Origin of the sequence: uncultured Aquimarina sp. (assembly GCF_947492405.1) — a bacterium.
In the GTDB taxonomy this organism is placed as follows: domain Bacteria; phylum Bacteroidota; class Bacteroidia; order Flavobacteriales; family Flavobacteriaceae; genus Aquimarina.
Map to the genome: position 1 here is coordinate 266161 of NZ_CANLMP010000008.1, position 24088 is coordinate 290248.

14 protein-coding genes are annotated in these 24088 nt (G+C 34.1%); all 14 read left to right on the plus strand.

Annotated features, from left to right (window positions below; genetic code table 11):
- Positions 1–111: 111 nt before the first annotated feature.
- Positions 112–402: a PAAR domain-containing protein gene (locus Q0829_RS24400; protein WP_298312687.1), complete on the plus strand. Its 291-nt coding sequence runs from the start codon at positions 112–114 to the stop codon at positions 400–402.
- 2 nt (positions 403–404) lie between these two features.
- A complete protein-coding gene (locus Q0829_RS24405; RefSeq protein WP_298547893.1) occupies positions 405–824 on the plus strand; it encodes a GPW/gp25 family protein in 420 nt (139 codons plus the stop codon).
- Positions 825–842: 18 nt separating this feature from the next.
- A complete protein-coding gene (locus tag Q0829_RS24410; RefSeq protein WP_298547895.1) occupies positions 843–4085 on the plus strand; it encodes a baseplate J/gp47 family protein in 3243 nt (1080 codons plus the stop codon).
- A 10-nt stretch (positions 4086–4095) separates the two neighbouring features.
- On the plus strand, positions 4096–6909 hold the full coding sequence (locus tag Q0829_RS24415; protein ID WP_298547898.1) for a hypothetical protein: 2814 nt from the start codon (positions 4096–4098) through the stop codon (positions 6907–6909).
- Between the two features lie 15 nt (positions 6910–6924).
- Positions 6925–10764, plus strand: a complete 3840-nt coding sequence (locus Q0829_RS24420) for a PKD domain-containing protein (RefSeq protein WP_298547900.1) — start codon at positions 6925–6927, stop codon at positions 10762–10764.
- A 4-nt stretch (positions 10765–10768) separates the two neighbouring features.
- Positions 10769–12445 (plus strand): contractile injection system tape measure protein, encoded by a 1677-nt coding sequence (locus Q0829_RS24425; RefSeq protein WP_298547901.1) that lies wholly within the window; start codon positions 10769–10771, stop codon positions 12443–12445.
- Between the two features lie 12 nt (positions 12446–12457).
- Complete coding sequence (locus Q0829_RS24430) at positions 12458–12946, plus strand: hypothetical protein (RefSeq protein WP_298547902.1); 489 nt, start codon at positions 12458–12460, stop codon at positions 12944–12946.
- Positions 12943–14763, plus strand: coding sequence for a DUF4157 domain-containing protein (locus Q0829_RS24435; RefSeq protein ID WP_298547904.1), 1821 nt, complete (start codon positions 12943–12945; stop codon positions 14761–14763). The genes Q0829_RS24430 and Q0829_RS24435 overlap by 4 nt, the downstream gene beginning before the upstream one ends.
- 28 nt (positions 14764–14791) lie before the next feature.
- Positions 14792–15463, plus strand: a complete 672-nt coding sequence (locus Q0829_RS24440) for a hypothetical protein (protein ID WP_298547906.1) — start codon at positions 14792–14794, stop codon at positions 15461–15463.
- Between the two features lie 62 nt (positions 15464–15525).
- Positions 15526–19572: a DUF4157 domain-containing protein gene (locus tag Q0829_RS24445; protein ID WP_298547908.1), complete on the plus strand. Its 4047-nt coding sequence runs from the start codon at positions 15526–15528 to the stop codon at positions 19570–19572.
- Complete coding sequence (locus tag Q0829_RS24450) at positions 19569–20225, plus strand: hypothetical protein (protein WP_298547910.1); 657 nt, start codon at positions 19569–19571, stop codon at positions 20223–20225. Before Q0829_RS24445 ends, Q0829_RS24450 begins: the two co-directional genes overlap by 4 nt.
- Positions 20226–20362: 137 nt before the next feature.
- Positions 20363–21664 (plus strand): hypothetical protein, encoded by a 1302-nt coding sequence (locus Q0829_RS24455; protein WP_298547915.1) that lies wholly within the window; start codon positions 20363–20365, stop codon positions 21662–21664.
- Between the two features lie 144 nt (positions 21665–21808).
- On the plus strand, positions 21809–22627 hold the full coding sequence (locus Q0829_RS24460; protein ID WP_298547917.1) for a peptidoglycan-binding domain-containing protein: 819 nt from the start codon (positions 21809–21811) through the stop codon (positions 22625–22627).
- 5 nt (positions 22628–22632) lie between these two features.
- Positions 22633–23976: an ATP-binding protein gene (locus tag Q0829_RS24465; RefSeq protein WP_298547920.1), complete on the plus strand. Its 1344-nt coding sequence runs from the start codon at positions 22633–22635 to the stop codon at positions 23974–23976.
- The last annotated feature ends 112 nt before the right edge of the window (positions 23977–24088 follow it).

The window sequence follows — 24088 nt, forward strand, 5'->3', positions numbered from 1 at the left end:
CTCTCCCTCTGAGAGAGATGTCCGCCCAAGGCGGACAGAGAGGGGAATTGTAAAAAAATGCTAGTTATAAAAAAACTATAAACGAACAACTAATAACATAAACTAAGAAATATGCCACCAGCAGCAAGAATAACAGATATGCATGTATGTCCTATGGTAACCGGTGTAGTACCACACGTTGGAGGACCAATACTTCCAGCAGGAGAACCTACAGTACTTATCGGCGGACTTCCGGCAGCAAGAGTTGGAGATATGGCAACTTGTGTCGGACCACCAGATACTATAATCGTAGGTTCCGGAACAGTAATGATTGGTGGAATGCCAGCAGCAAGAATGGGAGATAGTACTGCGCACGGAGGAACTATTGTTTTAGGATTACCAACAGTAATAATAGGAGGTTAATTATGGATATAAATACATCATTTTTAGGAACAGGTTGGGGATTTCCACCTGAATTTAATAAAGAAGGGGTTGAATCTGGAAAAGTAGCAATGTTATCTGATGAAGCAGATATAAAAAGTAGTTTGGAGATTCTACTTTCCACTCGACTAGGTGAGCGTGTGATGGTTCCAAATTATGGATGTAATCTCGATGAACTGTTGTTCAAACCATTAAACCTAACGCTGAAAACTTTTGTAAAAGAACTGATTAAAAATGCGATCCTGTATTATGAACCTAGAATTGATGCAGAGAAAATACAGATTGATCAAACGAACGAATTAGACGGAGAATTATTGATCCTTATTGACTATAGAATCAGAGCAACCAATGCTAGAAATAATCTGGTATTCCCATTCTACAAAGAAGAAGGAACTAACATATAATAGAAAAAATAAAATACGATGAGTAACAGTTGCGAACATAACGATTTATTGCTGATGCGGAATGGAACATCCCAGAATCAACGTTGTATTGATGCACTGGACCCGAATAATATTCAATTGCATGATCTAACTACAGAAGATTGGATGCGATTTGCACTTAAGTTTTCCGAAAATGTACACTATTTTAAAACTGAAACAAATAGTATTTCAGGAGATTGGACTAATTTCTTTGTAAAAGAAGATGAAATTTTAGCTTTTGTAGAAAAACTAAAAAAATTAGAAGAACCTTCAGAAGATAGTATAGTAGAAAAAAATGTAGAACCACATCTTACGCTGTTTGCAGCCTTTTTAAAGTTGACTTCATTCTCGCAAGAACGATTAAACACTTTATCCAAAAAGCATCTGGATTTTTACTATAAAGAAGTTTTAAAATTAGATAATAAAGCTCCCGTTGAAGATAAGGTACATATACTATTTGAATTAGCGAAAAATGCTACTGAAGTTAGAATCGAAGAGAAAACTTCTCTTGATGGAGGAAAAGATAATGACGGATTAAAACGAGTATATAAAACTCAGGAAGAAATTATAGTAAATAAAGCGACAGTAGCTTCTTTACGGAATGTTTTTTATGAAGATGGGGTGGGAATAAAAAATGCTTTTGTAGCGAATTCTTATGATGGAATCGGAGAAGATTTTCCTGGAGATGAAATTAGGTGGTGGCCATTTGGGTATCCAACGGATACTCCTGGAGCTACACAGGATTCTGGATCATATCCAGACCTTCCTTTCGCAAAAATAGGATTTGGATTATCCTCTCCGGTATTATTATTAAAAGAAGGGAGAAGAACTATCACATTCACTTTTGATCTTAGTCCCTTTAACGCAGCACAATTGGATACTTCTGATCTTACAGATGCAATAGCAGTTTTTTTTAGTGGAGAAAAAGAATGGATCGAAGGCGAAATTATAGCAAGTGAATCTTCAATTGCATCCGGAGAATTAAAAATAGTAGTTGTACTTAACGAAGGTTTAGATCCAATAATTAATTATGATAAAGAAGTATTAATTGAACCTTATAATACAACAGATCCTGTAGTTAGATTTGTGATTAGAAATAGTATTACAAATAATAAAGGCAATACGTTTCAGCAACTATTCTCTTCCACGGTAATAAATAGTGCAACAATAGATGTGTCAATTGATGCCATACAGGATATTACAGTTGAGAATGATTTAGGAGTTTTGGATGCTTCTAAACCATTTTACCCTTTTGGTCCGCAACCTAAAAGAGGATCTAATTTTTTTATAGGATTACCAGAAGCATTAGATAAAAACTGGACTAAAATAAATATAGATTTTGAATGGAAGGATAAGATAAATCTAGTAGACAATTATGTTGCTTACAGGACAGAATTTATTGATAAAATTAGTAAAGACAGATATACATTAACGCTAGATGCAAATGGAGCTATTGGTAATCCTAATACTCTTGATGCTATTGTAGATAGTGAGGATTATTTTACGTCAAAAGTACAAGTTCTTGAGAATGGAGTTTGGGATACTAAGGATTTAAATCATCTTTTATTTAGTACATCCGATCGCAATAAGAGTAGCATAGAAATTACAAAAACTGCGGATACTGCTGCTGATAAAGAAGATTTTTTTGATTTCTTCTTTCAACCTGGAAGAAAGTTTCAAAAAGGGGGAAATATATTTCAAAGCAAACAACCTCCAAAAGAAAAATTTACAGCCGCTGTTAAAAAGGGTTTTGTAAAACTCATCCTGAATACATCATTTTTGCACGATTTGTTTCCTAGAATTTTTTCCGTAGCGTTGTCCAAAGAAAATGTATCGAATACACTTATTCCCAATGCTCCATATACACCACAAATCGAAACAATCAAGGTTGGATACGATGCTCAAGCGAGTACGACGGATAATGATGTGAAGTTATTTCACGAACACCCTTTTGGAGTTTCTGAAGAAAATGAAGAACTAAAAAATAACTCCGTTTTAAAAACAACAGATCGGGTAATTAAATTATTGCCTGCATATAAAAACGGATCTTTGTTTCTAGCATTAGAAAATGCAGAGAATCTTCAGAGTGTATCACTACTTGTCCAAACATTAGAAGGAAGTGAAAATCCAGAAACAACTAATGATTTTGCCAAAGGAGAAAAATTAGAATGGTCCATATTATGCGATAATGAATGGTTATCCTTAAATACAGATTTTATCCTGGCTAATAATACAGATAATTTCTTAAAATCTGGCATAGTAAAGCTTTCAATTCCTAAGCAAGCTACTAAGGAAAATACAAAATTACCGACTGGATATTTTTGGCTTAAAGTTGATAACCCAAGAGATTTTGATACTGTGAGTCAGCTGATTGATATCAAATCCCAAGCAGTATTAGCTCAATTTGAAAATAACAATAATAACCTGAATCACTTACAGTATGGAATTCCGGCTGGAACAATTTCTAAGTTGGTGGAACGCTTGGCCAATGTAAAAGGAGCCATTCAGGAGTATGGATCATTTGATGGTAAACCAGAGGAAACTGATAAAGAATTCTATAGAAGAATAAGCGAACGATTAAGACATAAACAACGAGCGATTACGATCTGGGATTATGAACATTTAGTTTTACAGGAGTTTCCTGATATCTATAAGGTAAATTGTTTGAATCATACATCGTTGACTTCTTTTCTGTCTCCAGGAGATGTGACCTTAGTGATTATACCTAATATCATAAACCAAAATGTGTATGATCCGTATAAGCCTAGAATTAGTAAAGCAAAGAGAAATGAAATACAAAACTTCGTCAATCAGTTAAATACACTTCATGTAACAGCACAGGTAATTAATCCTATTTACGAAGAAGTAAAAGTAATCCTGAAAGCAAAGTTTTATGAAGGAAAAGATGAAAATTTTTATTCAACTCAACTGCAAAAGGATGTCGCAAAATTATTGGCTCCTTGGGCTTTTGAAGAAACTTCGATTATCGATTTTGGAATTACCCTACATGAAAGTGTGGTGATTAATTATATAGAAAAACTGGAATACGTAGACTATATAACAGATTTTCAGTTGCAAAAAGAAACGGGTGTAACCAATTTAGGAGTAAAAATATTCTCATCAGTAAAGAAAGTAGAGCCAAGTAGTGCAAAAGTGATTCTCACTTCGGTGAAATTCACAAGCCATGAAATAGGAGTAGTAACTCCAGAAGAAGGATGTACAGTATTAACATCAGGACAGTAAATAGAAACTCATGAAAGAAACGATTTCCATACCAAAGAATGTAAATACAGGAGATGATCTGGACTATGATTATCTAAGAGATGTAGGTGTTGATTATATCGAAAAGATCGGAAGTAAATTATGGACAGATTATAATGTTCACGATCCCGGCGTGACTATGTTAGAGATGTTGTCATATGCAATTACCGACCTTTCTCAACGAATCGAGATGCCAATTCAGAATTTATTAGCCTCCAAGGAGAATAATAAAAGTAACATGCACCAACAGTTTTTGTCAGCGATACATATCCTTCCTACAAAACCTGTAACAGCATTGGATTATCGAAACTTGTTTGTTCACGTACAAGGAGTAAAAAATGCTTGGATCAAAGCTCATGATCAATACATCCATATTAATTGCAAAACACATCCCGCTGAACTGTCGTATAATGCTATTGACGAAAATCAGGTGTTACCGGCTCCGTTTAAACTAAAAGGACTTAATGATATCATTTTAGACCTTGAAGAAGAAGTGGTAGATCAAGATAGTGTTATTAGCTTAGTAAAGAATGTATACCATCAAAACAGGAACTTGTGCGAAGATATAGTGGATGTTACGATTGTAAAAGAATATCCAATAGCTATTTGCGCTTATATAGATTTAGAAGCTGGAGCAGATGAAGAGTATATTTTAGCATTGATTTACCAAGCTATAGATCATTATTTTTCTCCATCAGTAAACTTCTATTCTTTACAGCAGATGTTTGATAAAGGGTATACTACGGATCAAATTTTTGAAGGACCTATTCCTTTTTCTGAAGCTTGTGTTGATTTTGATAATATCAAAGGAGGGTTTATTGATAAAGAAGAACTTATAAATGCGGATCTTAGAAAAGAAGTCCGGCTCTCTGATATCATTCAGTTGATCATGAATATAGAGGGAGTTCATGTGATTAAGGATATTTCTATTGGTAATTGTGGCGGAACTTTAGGGTTAGAAGGATCCTGGAATATCTGTATTAAAGACTGGCACAAACCAGTTAGATGTGATAAGAGCACTTTCAATTTTACCAAAGGATTATTACCTATAGGTGTTAATGAATCCAGAGTAGCCACTAATATAGCAAAACTTAAAGCAGAAGAAAAAGCAAAACAGCAAAGTGTAAGTATTGAAGATGTAGAAATTCCTTTGGGGAGTTATCAAACACCAGAAAGGTATACTACAATTCAAAATGATTTTCCAGATACCTATGGGATTTCTTCATTCGGACTTCCTGGAAATGCAAAAAAACAGCGCAAAGCAAAAGCAAAACAGTTGAAAGCATATTTATTGTTTTTTGATCAGATACTGGCTAATTATTTTAAGCATTTATCTCAGGTTAAAAATTTGTTGTCCGTAGATGAAAATCTTAAAAAATTATATATAGATGATGTTGTACTTACAGAAATAGAAGAGTTAAAAGCGAAACAAACCTATTATACACAACAGGTAGAGGATATTACCGATATAGAAACTATAATTTCTGATCACACGAATTATGAGCAGGATCTAATAAAAATTATGAGTGATGTAAAAGGAGAAGAAACCAGTAGTGAGGTTTTTTATAAGAGGCGTAATGAGCTTTTGGATCACTTGATAAGTCGATTTTCTGAACGATTTGGAGATTATGTATTCGTTATGAAGTTGTTATATGGAGATAATCAAAGTGCTAATGATGAAATTTTAAGAGCAAAACTCAGCTTTTTGCAAGACTATAAAGAAATTAGTTGTGCTAGAGGTGTAGGATTTAACTATTGTAATCCCAAAACAGAAGCAGATGATAACGGGATTTGGGATACAGCTAATGTTTCTGGAGTACAGAAAAGAATATCAAAACTTCTAGGAGTATTGGACTATACAAGAAGAGATCTGGCATCAGAGTTTTTAGAAGTTTACGAAGAGCTGGATGATGATGAAATTACAGAGTACAGATGGAGGATTAAAAATGAAGACCAGATACTATTATCTTCTAGTAAACACTATCACAATCTTACTGATGCTTTCGAAGAACTTTTTCGAGCATATCATTTGGCTAAAAATGCAGATAATTATGATTTTAGGCTGACCGAAGATGGTACACAAACCTATTTTAATTTAATCAATCCGGATATCTCTGATCCAGAAAATGAAGATTGGATTATTGCAAGAAGGATTGCTTTTACTGATACAGAAGAGGAAGCAATAGATGCTAGAGATACTTTAATAAGACTTATTAAGGAAATTAGTGCTGATGAAGGAATGTATATAATAGAGCATATTCTACTACGCCCAGATACCAATAATCTAAATCAGTTTGATGTCGAAAATCCAGATGATTTATTACCAGATGCCGGTCCACAAGATTTTATGCCCACCTGTTTAGATACTGATTGTAAATCTTGTAGCCCAGTAGATCCTTACTCCTTTAGAGTTTCTATAATACTACCTGGTTGGACAGAAAGATTTGGTAATAAAGATTTCAGAAGATTTGCAGAACAATTAATCCGAGAAGAATTACCGGCTCACGTGTTAGCAAGAATCTGTTGGGTTGGATATCCCATAGGTTTAGTACCTGATGAAGAGAATGACATGTTCAATCTACAAGAAAAGTACAAAAGCTTTTTAGAACAACTGCATTGCGATACGATCATTGATAGTACATCAGCAATAGAAAATTATAGAACTACAGTAAATGAATTGGTGAAATGTATGAACGATGCACATACAATTTATCATACCGGACGATTACACGATTGTGATAATGATGATACGGAAGAAACAGGAAATAAAATAATACTAGGAAGAACAAATATTGGCAACCTTTAAAAAAGAAGAAAAGTCATGGCAACAATAAGATTAGAAGAAATTACAACGCAATATCGATCCTTTGTCGATGATCAGGTATTGACGGCAGAACAACTTAATACAATAATAGAATATTTTGAAGATCAGCATAGACTAACCCGTATTTGTTTAAATGGAGTAGGTATTGTGTGCGGTCTTGATGTAACCTTTATAGAGAATACTTCTATTACCGTATCGGATGGATGTGCTGTAACCACGGATGGAGATTTAATAAAGTACTTGGCTAAAACGTATACTCATACTAAACTGTTTGAGGACAAAGATGCTAACTACAGTAAATTTATAGGTGTCTCCGATATTCATGAATTATTGACTACAGAAGAGTCTCAATCGACAGAGGCTTCTGCATTAGATGCTATGGATGATATTGCAGATAAAGTAGTTGTGCTATATCTCGAAAATTTTGCAAAGGAAGAAACGCCATGTACTTCTACCGATTGTGATACTCAAGGTAAAGAACAAGTTGCTAACATTAGAATGTTATTACTATCTAAAAATGATGTAAAGACCATCAGCAATAAGGACAATGACCCAATATTTGATAAGCATAATAATATCAAAAAATTTATCAATCTTCCGGAGATTTCTGTTAAACGTGTGATTCTTAAAAATGAGTATGTACTTGGTAACCTCAGAAATGCAGTTATTTCAAAAAACTCTAATACTGCAGATTACTTTAAATTAAAAAACAGTTATTATGATGTTATAAAAAATACTTCCGTTATTACAGATCTAAAAGCAGGAATCACCAGATTTTTTACAGATTTCAAGACCTTGCTGGACACAGATTCTTTGGTAGTAAACACATCAAGTGCTATTAATAATAGAATTGATTCGATATTCAATTTTAAGATTACCAATATACCGCTGGATATTCAATATCGTTATGATGTGCTAAAGGATGTGGTAAGTACTTATAATGAAATTAAATGCCTTTTATTTGATTTAAGAGTCATCTGTTGTCCGGATAAAAATTCATTTCCTAAGCATCTACTATTGGGAGAATTAACTCCCGCTTCAACATACCTAGAATGCAGACATAGTTTTTATCCTTCGCCTATAATACCTCACGGTAAAGAAAAGTGGGAAGAGATCAGAAATCTGATATTGAAGATATATTATATGTTACAGGAATATAATATCACACAATCAGCACTTACAGATATCAAAGTTACTCCATCATTGGGATATGATACTTCTCTTAGTAAGCGCTCTATTCCATATTATTACAGTACCTCAAAAAATCTTATTGAAAATTGGGACTACTTAAAAACCAAGAAATATGAAGAAGATCAAAATTTAGGTTACAGAAGTACAAACCTTTCTGATAGTGACCCAATTCAAAATCCTTTAGATTATAATATCGATGGAAATGATTTTTATAGAATCGAAGGACATTTGGGTAAAGATTATCGAACAGCGATAAAAGATTTGGATACGATCAAAAATGAAAAAGGATTAGCTTTTGATATTAAAGTATTAAGTATTGACGAAACTTTAGAAAGTCTTGATCTTTCTGATTACAAGTGTCAGTTTGAGGATTTGAATGCAGTGTTAAAAGCTTGGCGAGCAGAGCAGAATTGTCTAAATGCTAATGTGGCAAAATTTTTCTCAGGATTTAGTACAAAAGATAAGGGGAGACATAAATACTATAAAGTAGATAGTTTTGAAACCGCTGCAAACTCTGTCGTTTCAGAAGAACCGATGGTGTCAGAAAGAGTGTTATTATCACCAATAAGCTCCATAACGAATATAAACATCCCATTAGATACGGTAACATTAGACGCTTCTTTTCGAGAGATAGGTGGATTTCAAACTGTATATGATGTGGATACAGTGGTGGTTGATAATATTATAAAAGAAGAAGATGTTCTGGGTAAAGTTATAGATAAAGCCTTTAAGGAAAAACCAGAAGGCTCGGCAGAGGATATTATTGCAGTGATCAAAAAAGATATAGATGAAGATCCGATTATTTCTTCTTGGGAAACTGAAGTAAAAGATGTAGCAATTAATCAGCCAGCAGAGATTCTGGCACATACCAAAGTGGCAACGAGGTACATCCCCAATAGTGTCGAAGAAATGGACGTTAAGAGGATCAATGATTACAAGATAACAATAGAGAGTTTATGCGAAAAAGTAGAGGCTTATAAAAAAAAGACGACGGGTTTATTATATGCAGAATCTACAAATTATAGAAGAGCAGGTTTTGAACAACAATATGCTTTATTATTGAATCAATTATCTATCAATTGTTGTGCGGCCGAAAAAATTGAAATATTACTAGAAGAAATTCAAAAGCGTAAAGAAGAAGTATTAGCGCAAAAACTTTTATCCAAGTTTGTCGAAAAGCATAGTGGATTAGAGCATAAAGCTGGAGTAAAACCTGGCGGTACATTTGTAATGGTGTACAAAGGAAAAAGTGAATCAACAGGTAGAACACCTTCTTTAGTAAGTAATGCGATTGCATCTACGGCAATTACTACTGCTAACTTGCCCTCGCTTAATTTATTGGGAGTCAATAATCCGACAGTGAGTGTGGCAGGAATTAATCCAACAGCAGTCATAAATCCTAACATCTTAGAAGCTAATTCGGCATTAACAGCATTAAGTACAGTAGATTTTTCGAGATTTAGAGATTTGTTAGTACCTCCAATTGCTAATGTAACAGAGAATACTGTGGTAGCTGATTTTGCATTACCATATTTATGTTGTTCTGATTGTGCTCCAACGGCCTTTATTATTCCAAAACAACCAGTTTCTCTTCGTTTACCAGTCGATTTTGTTTGTCTTCATGAAGGTAGAACACCAATAGCATTCGAAGTGATTCCTGCGGATGGAATTGTTGCAGCAAATGTAGATGAAGGTCTTAATGGAGGTGTTACACAGATTGATGGTAAATACTTCTTTGATGCGACACAAATTAGTGACTCATTATTAGGTAAACAGATTGAGTTTACTGTGAATGAGCAGATTACTGATTCCAAAATTATTGTCTTCAGAAAACCTGATTTTGATTTCATTAATTCAGAACCAAAATATTTTAATGATGATACAGTAGCTTCTGTAAACTTTACCGTTCAAGGAGTTGATTTACCAGCAGGTGTTAAATATTTCTGGGATTTTGGAGATGATACCCTTCCAGATAACAGAACTGATGAGAATCCGCGACACGAATATAAGTTGCCCGTAAACGAAGAAAACTTAGTTACTGTAACCTTAACAATTACTAATGGTAAATGTAGTCATTCAGTTTCTCACGACATACAATTTGAAGTGGAAGTAGTGGATAGAGAATGTATTGAAAATGCAAACACAACTATCGAAATAGGTTTACAAGAATTACCTGAGTTTAATGATATCTCAGAGAATATAAAACAAGAAATCTTTGATCCTACGATGACTCAGTATAAAGAAGTGTTGGAACAGTTCGAAGCATTTGTTAATGGAGATCTTGATGAGGAGTTAAATACAAGGTTTGTAGACTTAATACAAACTACAGCAAAAACAATTCTAACATTAGATGATCAAGATACTTTCGAATTTTTTGCCGTTACAAATATATTTAGGCTACAAGTACAATTAGTGTATAGCATTCTATGCTGTCAATCCAATGAATTACTGGAGAAGTTCGAAACAATAATTGAGGAGGTACTGCTAGAAATTAATCAATCTCTCGAGCAATTCAGGGAGAATCAGATAGAAGTAGATAAAGAAGGAAGACTTAAGGAGTTCCTAAATATTACTTTGGAGAAAGTTGAAGAAAAAGAACTTTTACTAAGGAATATTAAAATGCAATTAGAAATTCTCAATTCTTAAAAGGATGATTGAACAAAAACATATCATAAATAAAGTTTTCTTTGAGGTTAATACGTCGAATACTAAGACGGCGTATGATCTCAAGGATAATCTTGATACGTTTTTAAAACAAAGTTTGTTTCCTACAATTCAGGCATATTTTGACAGTTTAACTTCAGGAAAAGATCAAATAATCCGATTTGATAAACTAGAATTAAATATTGATAGTACCGATGTAAAAGATCAAGTACAATTACAATTAGACATTATTAAGTCACTACAAAAACAATTAAAACCGAAAAAAGAATCAAAAACTTTTACAGAAAAGGATCCTGCATTTTTGATCACTAACCAAGAAAAAAGTGATATCGAAACGTTCTTCTATTTCTTGAAATTCGGTCAGAACCCTTGGTGGGTATCAAAAAATGATATAGAAGATAATACGTTTTTGGAAGCAGTCATTTCTAGTAAAAACTTCAGAAAAAAACTTAATCCGTATTTATTAGATACGAGTGTTCGTCAAAGATTAGTGTATCAATTTTCTGATGAGGTACTACTAAAAATTTTGGGCAGTGATAAATTAGATTTTCAATTTCCAAAAATCCTTAAAGCAAAAAAAGTTAGAGAACACTATTGGGAACTACTTTTTAAATATATAGGAGATAGAAATATAAGGGTTTTACAAGGTGGTTTTGTAATGCTGTTTTCAGAACTAAAAAAAGACGATAAAATTCAAAAAAATGTCAGTAAAATTTTATCAAAAGAAGTAACACGAATAATCGAATTAGAAAAGACGGATATACTTCAAAAAACAAACAAACATCTCAAAGTATTAGAACTAAGGAATTCTATACTAAAAAGTGTAGAAAAAATAGTTGTTAAGGAACTGAAATCAATTAAGAAAAAAGAAGAAGTAAAAGAAGCTTTCAAAATTAAAGTTTATAATGAACTACACGGAGAGTTTAAAGAGTTTATTAACACCAGATTTTTAAATGAAATCATAAAAGTAAGCGCTGAGCTATTCCATCAAATACTCCAAGAAGAGTTTTACAGTTTTCAAGAAAAAATACTTCCTTTTACTTCAGAATTGATATCAAAAAAACTAGAGGGATTTCGATATAATGAGATAGAACTTTTAGATAAACCAATAAACAAAAATCAATATCTAGAACTTCAGGAAACCCCAAAAGTAGCAACTGATTTTTATCAATATATCCAAAACGGAGGGTTGCTTTTATTACATCCATATATAGAAAGGTTGTTTTCTGAATTAAAGTTACTAACCAGGGAAAAGAAAATTAAAGAGAAAAAAGTAGCATTGGCCATTCATTTATTACATTATCTAGCTACTAAGAGAGAAAAACAAATAGAAAGTGATTTGGTTTTTGAAAAATTCTTATGTGGATATCCCATAAATAAACCAATCCGTAAAAATATAAGATTACCCCAGAACTTTAAGGAAGAAGCAGAGCTTTTACTAAAAGCTTTATTGAACAATTGGAAGGCGTTAAAAAATACTTCTACAGACGGTTTAAGAGAGAATTTTATTAAAAGAGAAGGTAAGTTAATGTCAGATGATCCTTCGAGATATCGAGTTATTGTAGAGCGTAAGACACAAGACATTTTATTAGAAAAATTACCATGGAATCTAACTATTATTAAGCTTCCATGGATAGATAGACTAATTTTTGTTGAATGGTAAAATATAAAAGTAATGAAAACAACACTCTACATTTTAGCACTATTTACACTCACTATCATTTTATTGTATCAGTTTGATATGGATATTTTAGAACTGAAACCATTAAAGGATATAGATCTAAGTACTTTATTGATTTCATTTCCAATTTTATTGGCATTAGTAGAGCGATTCAATGAACTTTTTGTAATAAAAAGAATCAATCAGATCCAGACCGATGAAAACCCCGAAAATCGGACTCCTAAAAAAAACTTTAGACATACTACTTTAACATCATTTACGATAGGATTACTGATTGCAATTGTTGGGTTTAGAATTTTAGAAACATTTATGAATCCGCCTATAGAAACCCAAGTATTCCAAAACGTAGCATTCAGAAGTCTGGATTGTATTCTTACTGCGGCTATAATAGCAGGAGGAACAGATGGCTGGCATCAATTGGTCAGTCTAATCAGCGATATCACAAAAGCAAAACGAAAAGAAATTAAGGAGGATACAGCATGAGATTACAAAGAAAGAAAAAAACAAGAACACAAACCCAGGCAGAAGGTGCTTTTATACAACCAAAGTTAAAAGTTGGACAACCAGGTGATAAGTATGAAGTAGAAGCAGATACGATGGCGGATAAAGTGGTAAGTAAAACATCTTCTAATTCAGAAGGTGCTATTCAGAAGAAAGGAACTTCAGAAGAAGAAGTACAACAGAAACCATTAGCATCTTCAATTACTCCTTTGGTGCAAACCAGTATGTTTAAAGATAAAAATGAAGGAGCGGTTCAGAAGATGGAAGAAGAAGAGCCCGTTCAGGCAATGGAGGAAGAAGAACCCGTTCAAAAACAAGAAGAGGAAGAAGCTGTTCAGGAGATGGAAGAAGAGGAATCAGTTCAAGCAATGGAGGAAGAAGAATCAGTTCAAGCAATGGAAGAAGAGGAATCAGTTCAAGCGATGGAGGAAGAAGAATCAGTTCAGGCAAAGTGCGACGAATGCGAAAATGAAGAATCTGTACAAAAAATGGGAGAGGAAGAGGAAGTGCAAACTAAATCCAAATCAAATTCTCCTATAGAGTCTAAGTTAAAAAATAGTAAAGGAAAAGGAAACCCTATTTCCGGGGACACTAAAAATGAAATGGAATCTGGTTTTGGAGCAGACTTTAGCAATGTAAACATTCATACAGATGCCAATGCGATTCAAATGAGTCAGGAACTAGGAGCTCAGGCTTTTACCCATGGTAATGATGTATATTTTAATAAAGGAAAATATAATCCAAATTCTAAATCTGGGAAACATTTGTTGGCGCATGAGCTTACACATACTGTTCAGCAAAGCGGAATGGTAAATAAAAAGATTCAGAAGAAACACAAACTAGAAAATGATCCAAAAGATGCGCCTTCAGCAATGAGTTGTAACATTGCAAATAGTAGTGCATCTGGGATTCAAATGAGTATTAATCATGGAATCGGAAGTAGTAATTTATCCGCATCTGATAAAAGTATGTTGTCCAATCTGGCAATGAACTGGCATGCTTCTGGAGGTACAGATGTTATCAGGATTGATGGGTTTGCAAGTATCGATGGAAAACCAGAACTTAATTGGGGACTATCGTGCGATAGAGCTGAAAAAGTAGCACAAGAACTAATGCATCCATCTGATGGATCAAAAGGAATACCGTTAACAAGCATCAAAACATTTGCAAATGGAGAAACCAATCAGTTTTCTAAGTCCTTAGGACCTAATAGAAGAGCCATGATGACCATCCCAAAATCAGTACCACCACCAACTCCCAAGAAAAAGAAGCCAAAACAAAAAACGATCACGTTAAATGTTGTGCATGTAAAAGGAAGTAGCGGTAATGTATCCAGTGCTATAAATTATGCAAACAACGAAGTGTATTACCAGGCTAATATCAAAGTGGTTAAAGGTAAGGAGGTTACATTGTCTAGATTTATTTCTACAGCTCTAATAGGAAGTGATCTTGTCCTCGAAGAGTTTAGTAGTGCAACTAGTCCGACAACCGAAGAAAGAGCCTTATTACCGCTGAATCAGAAGAATAATCAAATTACATTGTTTTACGTCAAAAAGTTAAGTAAAGGCAGTTTGGGTGAAAACTTTAGACCTGGTCACGGTACGGGACTTTTAGGGACTGTAGTGAGTAATTCAGGAACCGATAATACAGTATCTCACGAAATGGGACATATGCTGTTAGATCGCGGAACACATAATGTTCCGGATGACACGTATTTGATGCATGCGACCGCTTCCAATCCTAAAAAATTGACACCAGAAGAAATCAAAACAATAAGATCAAGCCCTTTTGTGAAATAAATTATGACGTGTGATAAAATAAGAAATCATGAAAACTTTACTAAACGATTTACATCTATACGAATTAATACTCCTGTTTTTAGGCGTATTCTTATTTTTAATTCTAAGTGCAGGATTAGTGTACTACATTCTTAAAAAAGAGGAGATTAAGAAATTACTGTTGTTTTTCCCTATTCCTATTTTAATGATAGGGTATCCTAGTGTTAAAGAGGTTACTATTTCTAGCGATAAAATTGCGTTTTCTAAATACCAAGAAGAATATATTCAAAATCCTAATGATACTATAACCAAACAAAGATTAGAAGAACTCACAGAAAAACTGGAAGAAAGAGCAAATACACCAGAAGATATCATACAAATTAGTAAAGCAAAATTGCTCTTAGGCAATGCCAAAGAAGCAATCGAATATGCAGATAAAGCCATTAAAATCGAGCAAAAAAGATCGGGTTCGGATGGTGGTGAGACACTCATGGTAGACACAAGTACTGGCGACATAAATACTCCAACAAAACAATCTAAAACTACTAACAAAGCGATTCAGTTAAAACAGTTAGCTCGAGTTCAAAATATGGAAAATGATAATCTGGATACTGCTGCTTTAAAAGCCAAAATACGAAGTATCAAAGTTGATGATGAACTAAAAGGAACTAAAAATATCATAGTTAAAAGAAAAACCTTAGAAAGGTTACGGGATCAATAATTATCACTTGAAAGTTTCAGAAAATAAAAATCAATCATAAGAATGAGATATAATAATAAGTAATGTTTAAAACGGCAACGGCACATACTACAAATGCTAAATCAAGCAATTCTTCTCTTTTTCAAAAAGAGACAGGTGATAGTGCCTTTATTCAGCCTAAATTAAACATTGGTAAACCCGGAGATAAGTACGAAGTAGAAGCAGATCGAGTTGCAGATACTATTGTAGCCAAAGGGAATGATCAAAGCAATTCGTTTTTTAGCCCGGCACCACTTGTACAAAAACAATCAGAAGAAGAGGTTCAAAAACAAGAATACACCGAGAATCAGATCCAACAGAAACCATTAGTAGAACATATAAGCCCTCTAGTTCAAAGACAGGTTGAAGAAGAACCTTTACAACAAAAAGAAGAGGAAGAAATTCAAAAACAACCAGAGGAAGAAGTACAGCAAAAAGAAGCAGTTCCAGAAACAACGATCCAGGAAAAAACAGAAAGTAGTTCTGTAGTTCCGGAGATACAGAAACAAGAGGAAGAAATTCAGGAAAAAGAAGAAGAAGAGGAAGATATGCCGGTTCAAACCAAAGCGAATACGGCTGTCAGTTCGAGCGGAGTCGAGAACTCATCCATAGAATCTCGATTACATAGCTCTAAAGGAGGAGGTTCTCCCTTACCAAAAGATACTAAAACCCAAATGGAGTCTGGTTTTGGTACTGATTTTAGTAATGTAAGAGTACATACAGATTCCAATGCGAAACAAATGAGTCAAGATATGGGTGCACAAGCGTTTACCCATGGGAATGATATCTATTTTAATGAAGGGAAATTTGATACATCTTCCAATTCCGGAAAACATCTATTAGCTCATGAGTTGACTCACACTGTACAACAAGGAGGAGGTATTAAGCGTAAAGTTCAGAATGTAACTTCAGCTCCAAAAATGATTCAAGGTTTTGGTATTCTAGATTTAATACCAAATTGGATTATAAACAACGCGCGTCATATTCCTGGATATCTATTGTTTACAGTGATCATACAATATGATCCGTTGTTAGGTCAGCGTGTAGAGCCAACACCAATCAATTTACTTAGAGGTTTAATGGGATTAGTTCCTTTTGGAACAGCAATTTTTGATAAACTACAGGAATATAATATCATCCAACGAGTATTTGATTGGGTAAGTGGAAGATTAGGAGAACTCAATCTAACCACGCAGGGAATATTGGATCTGGTTGAAGAAGCTTGGGATGAGTCGTCTCTTACTACGTTTATTGACGTTGTTAGAGAAAAATTTAATGAATTACTCAGCAGAATTGAACTCTTCGCTATTTCGCTAGTCGATCAGATTCTTACTTGGATTAAAGAAGCACTAATCGATGTAGCAGAGCCTATTTTAGAGGAAAATCGTGCCTGGTCACTCATTAAAAAAATCATACACTACGATCCACTTAGAGATGAAGAAGTAACAGCTACTACGGTAGAAATTCTAGAAGATTTCTTAATGCTTATCGGTAAAGAAACTGAACTCGAGCAAATGAGAGAAAGGGGAACCTTGCAGGAAACAGCGGATTGGCTGGATACACAGGTAGGTACTTTTATGTCATTATTAGGTGAGTTACGTGGTTTGATTACGGCAGCTTGGGATGCGATTCGACCTGCTAATCTAACAGAGATAGCAACTAACTTAACAGCATTATCAGGTCGTGTTACAGGCTTCTTAGAACGCGTATGGGCATTTGCACTGACTGTGGCTATAGAAGTATTGAAACTTATTAAAAAAGCATTACTCAGTTGGCTTTCTTCGGTAGCTAATGAAACCAGAGGATTCTCTCTTGTAAAAGTAATCATTGGAAAAGATCCTTTTACTGATGAGCGAGTGCCCAGAACTGTTCCTAATCTTATCCGTGGATTCATGAGTCTTATGGATGGAGGAGAAGCACAATATGCGCAGATGGTTGAAACCGGTGCCATAGCAAGAATAACGGGTGAAATTGAAGCCGCCGTGGAGACATTAAACATGACTCCAGAGTCCATTGTACAGTTGTTTACAGATTTATGGAATTCGTTTTCTATTGATGACCTTCTCAATCCAATAGATGCATTCATTAGAATTATTGACACATTCGGAGAACCAATTGGCAGATTAATAGCTTTTGTAGCAGAAATAGTGAGAATAGTGATCGTTGCGATTTTGGAAATAATGAATTTCCCATTTGAGTTGATCGGAAATATTATTACAAGATCACTTCAAGCTATGGAAGATATCAAACGAGATCCAATAGGCTTCCTGAAAAATATACTAAGAGCTATTAAGGAAGGTTTTGTGAAATTCTTTGATAATATCGTTACTCATTTAATCAATGGAGTGATGGGCTGGCTCATGCGAGAGTTAAGAGATGCTGGCATTCCGGAGTTAACAGACTTCTCCTTGCAAGGAGTGATCAGTTGGGTCTTAGAAGTATTAGGGCTGTCTATGGAAAGGATCTGGGAGAAATTGGCAGAACATCCACGTATAGGACCAGAGCGAGTAGCTCGAATACGAGGAGCTATTAATACACTAGAAGGTATTTGGACATTTATCAAAGATGTACAAGAAAGGGGTATCGCGGCGATCTGGGATAAAATTCAGGAGCAGCTTAGTAACCTTTGGAATATTGTGCTAGATGCGGTTAAAAATTTCGTAATGACACGAATCATTACCCAAATAACCACAAAATTATTGAGCATGTTAGATCCAACCGGTATCATGGCAGTGATCAATGGTGCTATGGCCTTCTTTAATGCAATACAGAGTTTTATTCAGTATCTCCGTGAAATGCTGGAAGTGATAAATTCATTTGTCAATGGAGTAGCTGATATTGCTCAAGGAAATGTAGCAACTGCAGCAGATTATCTGGAACGAACCATGGGACAATCTATGCCTGTAGTTATTGGATTCCTTGCCAATCAAGTTGGGTTGGGTGGAATAGGAGCTAGAATAGCAGAGATTATAGGATCAGTGAGAGCGTTAATAGATGAAGCGCTGACCTGGTTGGTAAATAAAGCTGTAGATACAGGTATGGCATTACTGGATCGAGTGATGGGAAGAAGTGCTCCTTCGTCAGAAGAAGAGGAAACACCTGCAGGTCCTGTTGGTGAAGCATTGACGGAAATTGAAACAGAGAGCGCAAGAGAACAAGACGAAGGTGAAGTTACAGCAGAAGAAGCGCAAGGCATCAAAAATAAGGTGAATACAGATCATGCTTCTGTAATTAATATTTCTTCGGTTACGGATGGAGATGATACTTGGGATTACAATTATGTACAGCGAGCTGTTAAAAAAACACCTAAAAAACCACCAACTCCACCTACAGTTATTAATCCAACCTTAGATTCGAAAGGTAGACCCGGTACAGTAATAGCAGATCCTCTAACTAGTGTAGCATCTTCTTATGGACCAGGTGTAGCTTCAGGTTCTAGAGCAATAGTTTTCGGAAATAGTATGGTAAATACGCATATAGCTAAAAATGCAGGAGGTCAGTCCGAAGCTAAAGGAGTACACATTTTATCTCATCATCTACATGGTAAATGGGCTAACTGGAATATAGTTTTTGGTTCGCAATCGTTAAATAGCAGAATGTTAAGTGGTCCAGAAACGATAGGTAAAAATAATACAGCTAAGACCTTACGATATTCTATGACTGTAAATTATTACGAAAGCACAAATAATGATGCGTTATTAAGTGGTCCTTCACCTACGCCAGCAGATATTAGAAAAGCGTTAGGATTCTATATAGCAGAATCTATAACCGCTCAAGTGGATGAGATAAATGGTACTAATGTGACATCTCTTTACCCATCTCAAGATGTTCAGGGTAGTTTCCCAAATTTAGCAATAGTACCGGCTATCCCTCCCGAAACACAGGTGTTAAATTTGTTAACTGCAGATAAAATAGCAGGTCAAACGATTATCAAAAATGGTGTAACCTATACAAAAACTACATTCACATCAGTTTTTGATATGGCGAGAGCTCTAGGGAAAGATAATACAGTTATAAGTAATGCTGTTCAAGCCTTGAATGTTGCCGGAGGGGATATCACAAAACATGGAAATAATTATTATGTCATATGAAAAAGAAATATTCAAAAGAAGTAGAAAAGTTATTCTCTTATGGTAGTACAGATCTTTTAGATGTTTGGCCAAACTATATAAAAGATATAAACCTGGAAGAAAAACATTGTGATGAACTTATTGATGTGATTACAAGTTCTGATCTTAGTAAAGCTATTTCAGGTTTTACAATTCAGGATTTTGGACCTAGACATGCCTGGAGAGCGTTGGGGCAACTTAAAAGTAAAGATGCAGTTACCCCACTTTTAGATGCATTAACTGCTCAAAAAAATGAAGAAGCTTTTGATTTTAGAAATGAACTGCCTAAAGTGTTACTATTAATTGGGGATGAAATAATTCCAGAACTCCAACTCTTTTTGAATAATGATAAGATTGAATGGAATTTCAAAGTAATTATATTCGAAGCATTAGTGAATTTAGCCAAACAAGAAGTTGCTATAAAAGATGTTGTGGTAGGTGTGGCAAATGATCTTTTCATTAGTAATACGAACAAAAGCATATTTCTTTCAAGACTTCTGAACCTAATATTTCCGCTAAAACCGTATGATTCAGAAGTAATAAAAGATGTTATTGACAAGGATAAATATGATGTTGCAACCATTAATCATGAGGAAATATTGAAATTTATAGAAGAATCAAAAATGTATGAATAATTGGAACAAGTATATACGCTAACGTTCTAACAGTAATTTATGCTTTTCTAAATGATATTAATTATGCTTAAAATTAATATAACTGATACATAGGTTGTTATAGGTGAAAATAATTTACGTTTCAAAAAAAGATGATGATGTTTAGAGAAACAAACATATACAATAGAAATACAGATTTAGGTAAACCACACCTTTTCCAACAAGGAAAAAGTAATGATGGCTTCATTCAACCTAAGTTAAATATAGGAAAACCTGAAGGTAAATATGAGGTAGAAGCAGAAAATAAAGCAGATAAGGCTGTAGCAGAAGGAAATAATAATAATAGATTTTTCGATTCATCAGTTATACAAAAACAAGCAAGTGAAACACCTCAGAAAAAAGAAGATGATGAATGGCATACAGATACATTTTCAGGAAACAACTATATGCCATACGAGATTCAGGTAATTTTTCAGAATGTAGATAAAAATGCTACGTATGTAATCCCGGAAGAACATAAAAATATTTTTGATGTTTGGAAAAAATCATTGATAACTCATAAGCAAAGCTTACAAGGAAAGAAAGGTAAAGAACCTATTGTTAATATTTATAAGTTAATTATTGGAGCTATTCGAAATGGCAAGTTTCCAAAAAAAATGATGCAGATTCTTAAAAAAGGAGATGTTATTTTTAAAACAGCAAGTGATTGGAATAAAGATGCGGAAAAATCATGTCAAACCATTTCGGAAGCTGATTTAATTGCAATTTTTAAAGAAGGTGACCTTTTTAAACAACTAGAAACTAATGATCAAGGTCGAAGCTGTACAATGATTGAAAATAATCAGTGCTTAAAAAATAAAGATGAATACCTTAAGTTTTTAAAAGATAAAAAGATTGCCGATCATATGAATGAAGCCTTTAGGATCATGGGGATTGATACGATTAAATCACAAGCCGTATATCTTGCACATGCAGCAGGAGAGAGTAATAATCTAATGAGTCTTACAGAGACAAAAAATAAGTGGATGGCTAAGTATCGGGGAGGCGAACAATATAGAGGACGAGGAGCATTCCATACAACACATAAGGATGGTTATATTAAGGTTTTGGCATATCTAGATGCTTTACTGGCAAATGATGCTATTCAAGAAAAAGATAAGGAGAAAATAAAGAAAGCTTCTGATGCAATAAAAAAGGACGTAACCAAAGCTTCGGATCCAGAATTTACATTTATTTTTTCTGCAGCCTATATGCATATGGCAGGAGGAGTTGCAAAATCTGGAAATGTAAGTAAGTCACCATCATTTTTGGGTACAGGACCTGAATCCAGTTGGGTAGCAGGACAAAATATTAATGAATTAAAAGAAAAAGAAAAATTTATAGGAAGAGCAAAGTTGAAAGCTAGGGTATTCAAAAGTGCAATGAATGTTCTAGAAGGAGGAAAGTGTTCTTCAGAATAACTCAAGATTTTTTTTATAAGTAAAGAAAGAGGTTAATCTAGGTTACTTATAGCAGTATAGGAAAATACCCCTAAAAAGATTAGTTTTTTACCCCATTGAAAACCAGTTAAATAAGAGTAAATTTAGTTTCTAAATCGCAACGGGATGAAAAAAACAGCATATCAGAAAGAATTGGTTATTAAAGCGACTCAAAAAAGAAAGGGAACTGATAATAACAAAAAAGATGTAATGAAAATTCAATCCTGGTTAACACTCTTTTCTATTAGGAATCCAAACAGTGGCACAGCGACTGCAATTGATGGAGATTTTGGCCCTGCTACAGAAAGGTCAGTAAAGAATTTTCAGAGTTTTAATAACCTTACAAAAACAGGTATTGTTGATCAAGAATTATTCAATACACTCTCTTTTGGGTTGAAAGAAGCTTTTGAAAAACCTTTAGTAAGTAACAATTTAAGAGATTTGATGGTGGAAGTGTCAGAGAATCATTTAATGCAACACCCTTTCGAACTAGAGATAAAAGGGCAATCCAATAGCGGACCTTGGGTACGAAGTTATATGGACGGTAATGATGGGGCTCCATGGTTTTGGTGTATGGGATTTGCACAAGCAATACTTGATCAAGCTACAAGCGCATTAGGTAAAAATTTCAAAACATTAATGCCACTTACCTATAGTTGTGATACAGTAGGTAATACAGGGTTAGAAAAAGGATTATTATCCAGGTTTAGTAAAATAAGAAGAGATCCATCTATCATAAAACAAGGTGATATATTTTTAATTCAAAAATCACGTTTAGATTGGACACATACAGGCGTGATAACGGCAATAGAAGGCGATGTTATCGAAACTATAGAAGGAAATACCAATCACCAAGGCTCTAGAAATGGAGTCGCGGTTATGAAAAGAACCAGAAGCTTTAGACGATCTAAAATAGATGTATTTTCTATTGAACCTTTAGTATAAAAAAGATGAAAAATATAGTAGCTCAGAATACAATTCATTTCGATAGTAAATTGTCATTCTTAAGAGAGGTGATAGAATATCGTTTAAAAGATAATTATACCAGTGAAATACCAGTTTTTCCTAAGTTTGATGATATTGTATCAGACGATTCTTTGTTTTCAGTATTTGTTAGAAAAAAAGAATTATCCTTAGAAGAAGTGATTACGCTGTTATTGGCTATGGTTCCTCATATTTCGCCTAATTTCTTTACCACTATTATATCTGATTTTTTGCCTAATGGAGGAGAATTACCCGAATTTGGGGGAATCAAAGGTAAAAACCATCGTGGAATCATACCAACAGGAGAAACTGTACAATTCATTATTGGAGGAAACGATATTCAGAAAAGAATTGAATTGACAGAAATGTTCTATGAAGATCATCTTTTTAGGAAAGAAGGAGTATTGTATTTAGATATGGTACCGGCAGGAGAACCTAGAATGAGTGGGCGTTTAGCGATAGATGAAGAGTATATAGAGTTATTTACTACCGGTAAAATGCTAAAACCTACTATGAGTAAGGATTTCCCCGCAGAGCGAATAGAAACAGAATTAGACTGGGATGATCTGGTACTTCAGAGTAAAACCTTACAGCAGATAAAAGAGATTGAAACTTGGTTGAATTATAATGATATCGTTTTAAACGATTGGAATATGAAATCCAGAATCAAACCAGGATACCGTATTCTCTTTTCAGGCCCTCCGGGAACCGGAAAAACACTTACTGCTACTTTGTTAGGAAAATTTACAGGAAAAGATGTGTATCGCATTGATTTATCTATGATTGTATCTAAATATATCGGAGAAACCGAAAAAAATCTTTCTAAACTATTCGATAAAGCAAAAAATAAATCCTGGATTCTATTTTTTGATGAAGCCGATGCTATTTTTGGAAAACGTACCAATGTAAGAGATGCTCACGATAAGTATGCCAATCAAGAAGTGTCCTACTTATTACAGCGTATTGAAGCACATCCTGGACTGGTGATTTTAGCTTCTAATTTTAAAAATAATATAGATACTGCATTCACTCGAAGATTTCAGTCGATTATAGAATTCGAAAATCCATCCTATAAAGAAAGGTTATCTCTTTGGAAGAAAAACTTACCCGATAAAATATCATTAGACAGAAGCGTCTCTTTAGAAGAAGTATCAAAAAAGTATGTCTTAACAGGAGCAAATATTATTAATGTAGTACAATATATTTGTCTTAAAACGATTGCTTCTAAACATGAATCAATTCTTCTCGAAACCCTTTTAGAAGGCATTAAAAAAGAATATCTAAAAGAAGGTAAAATGGTAACGATATAAACCGAATTTAAGATGTTATAAACTATTTACCTGTGTTATTAACAATCATATAGATTAACACTAGGAAATCAATATTTTTAAAACGAATCACCTTTCTGGATTTATAAAGTTT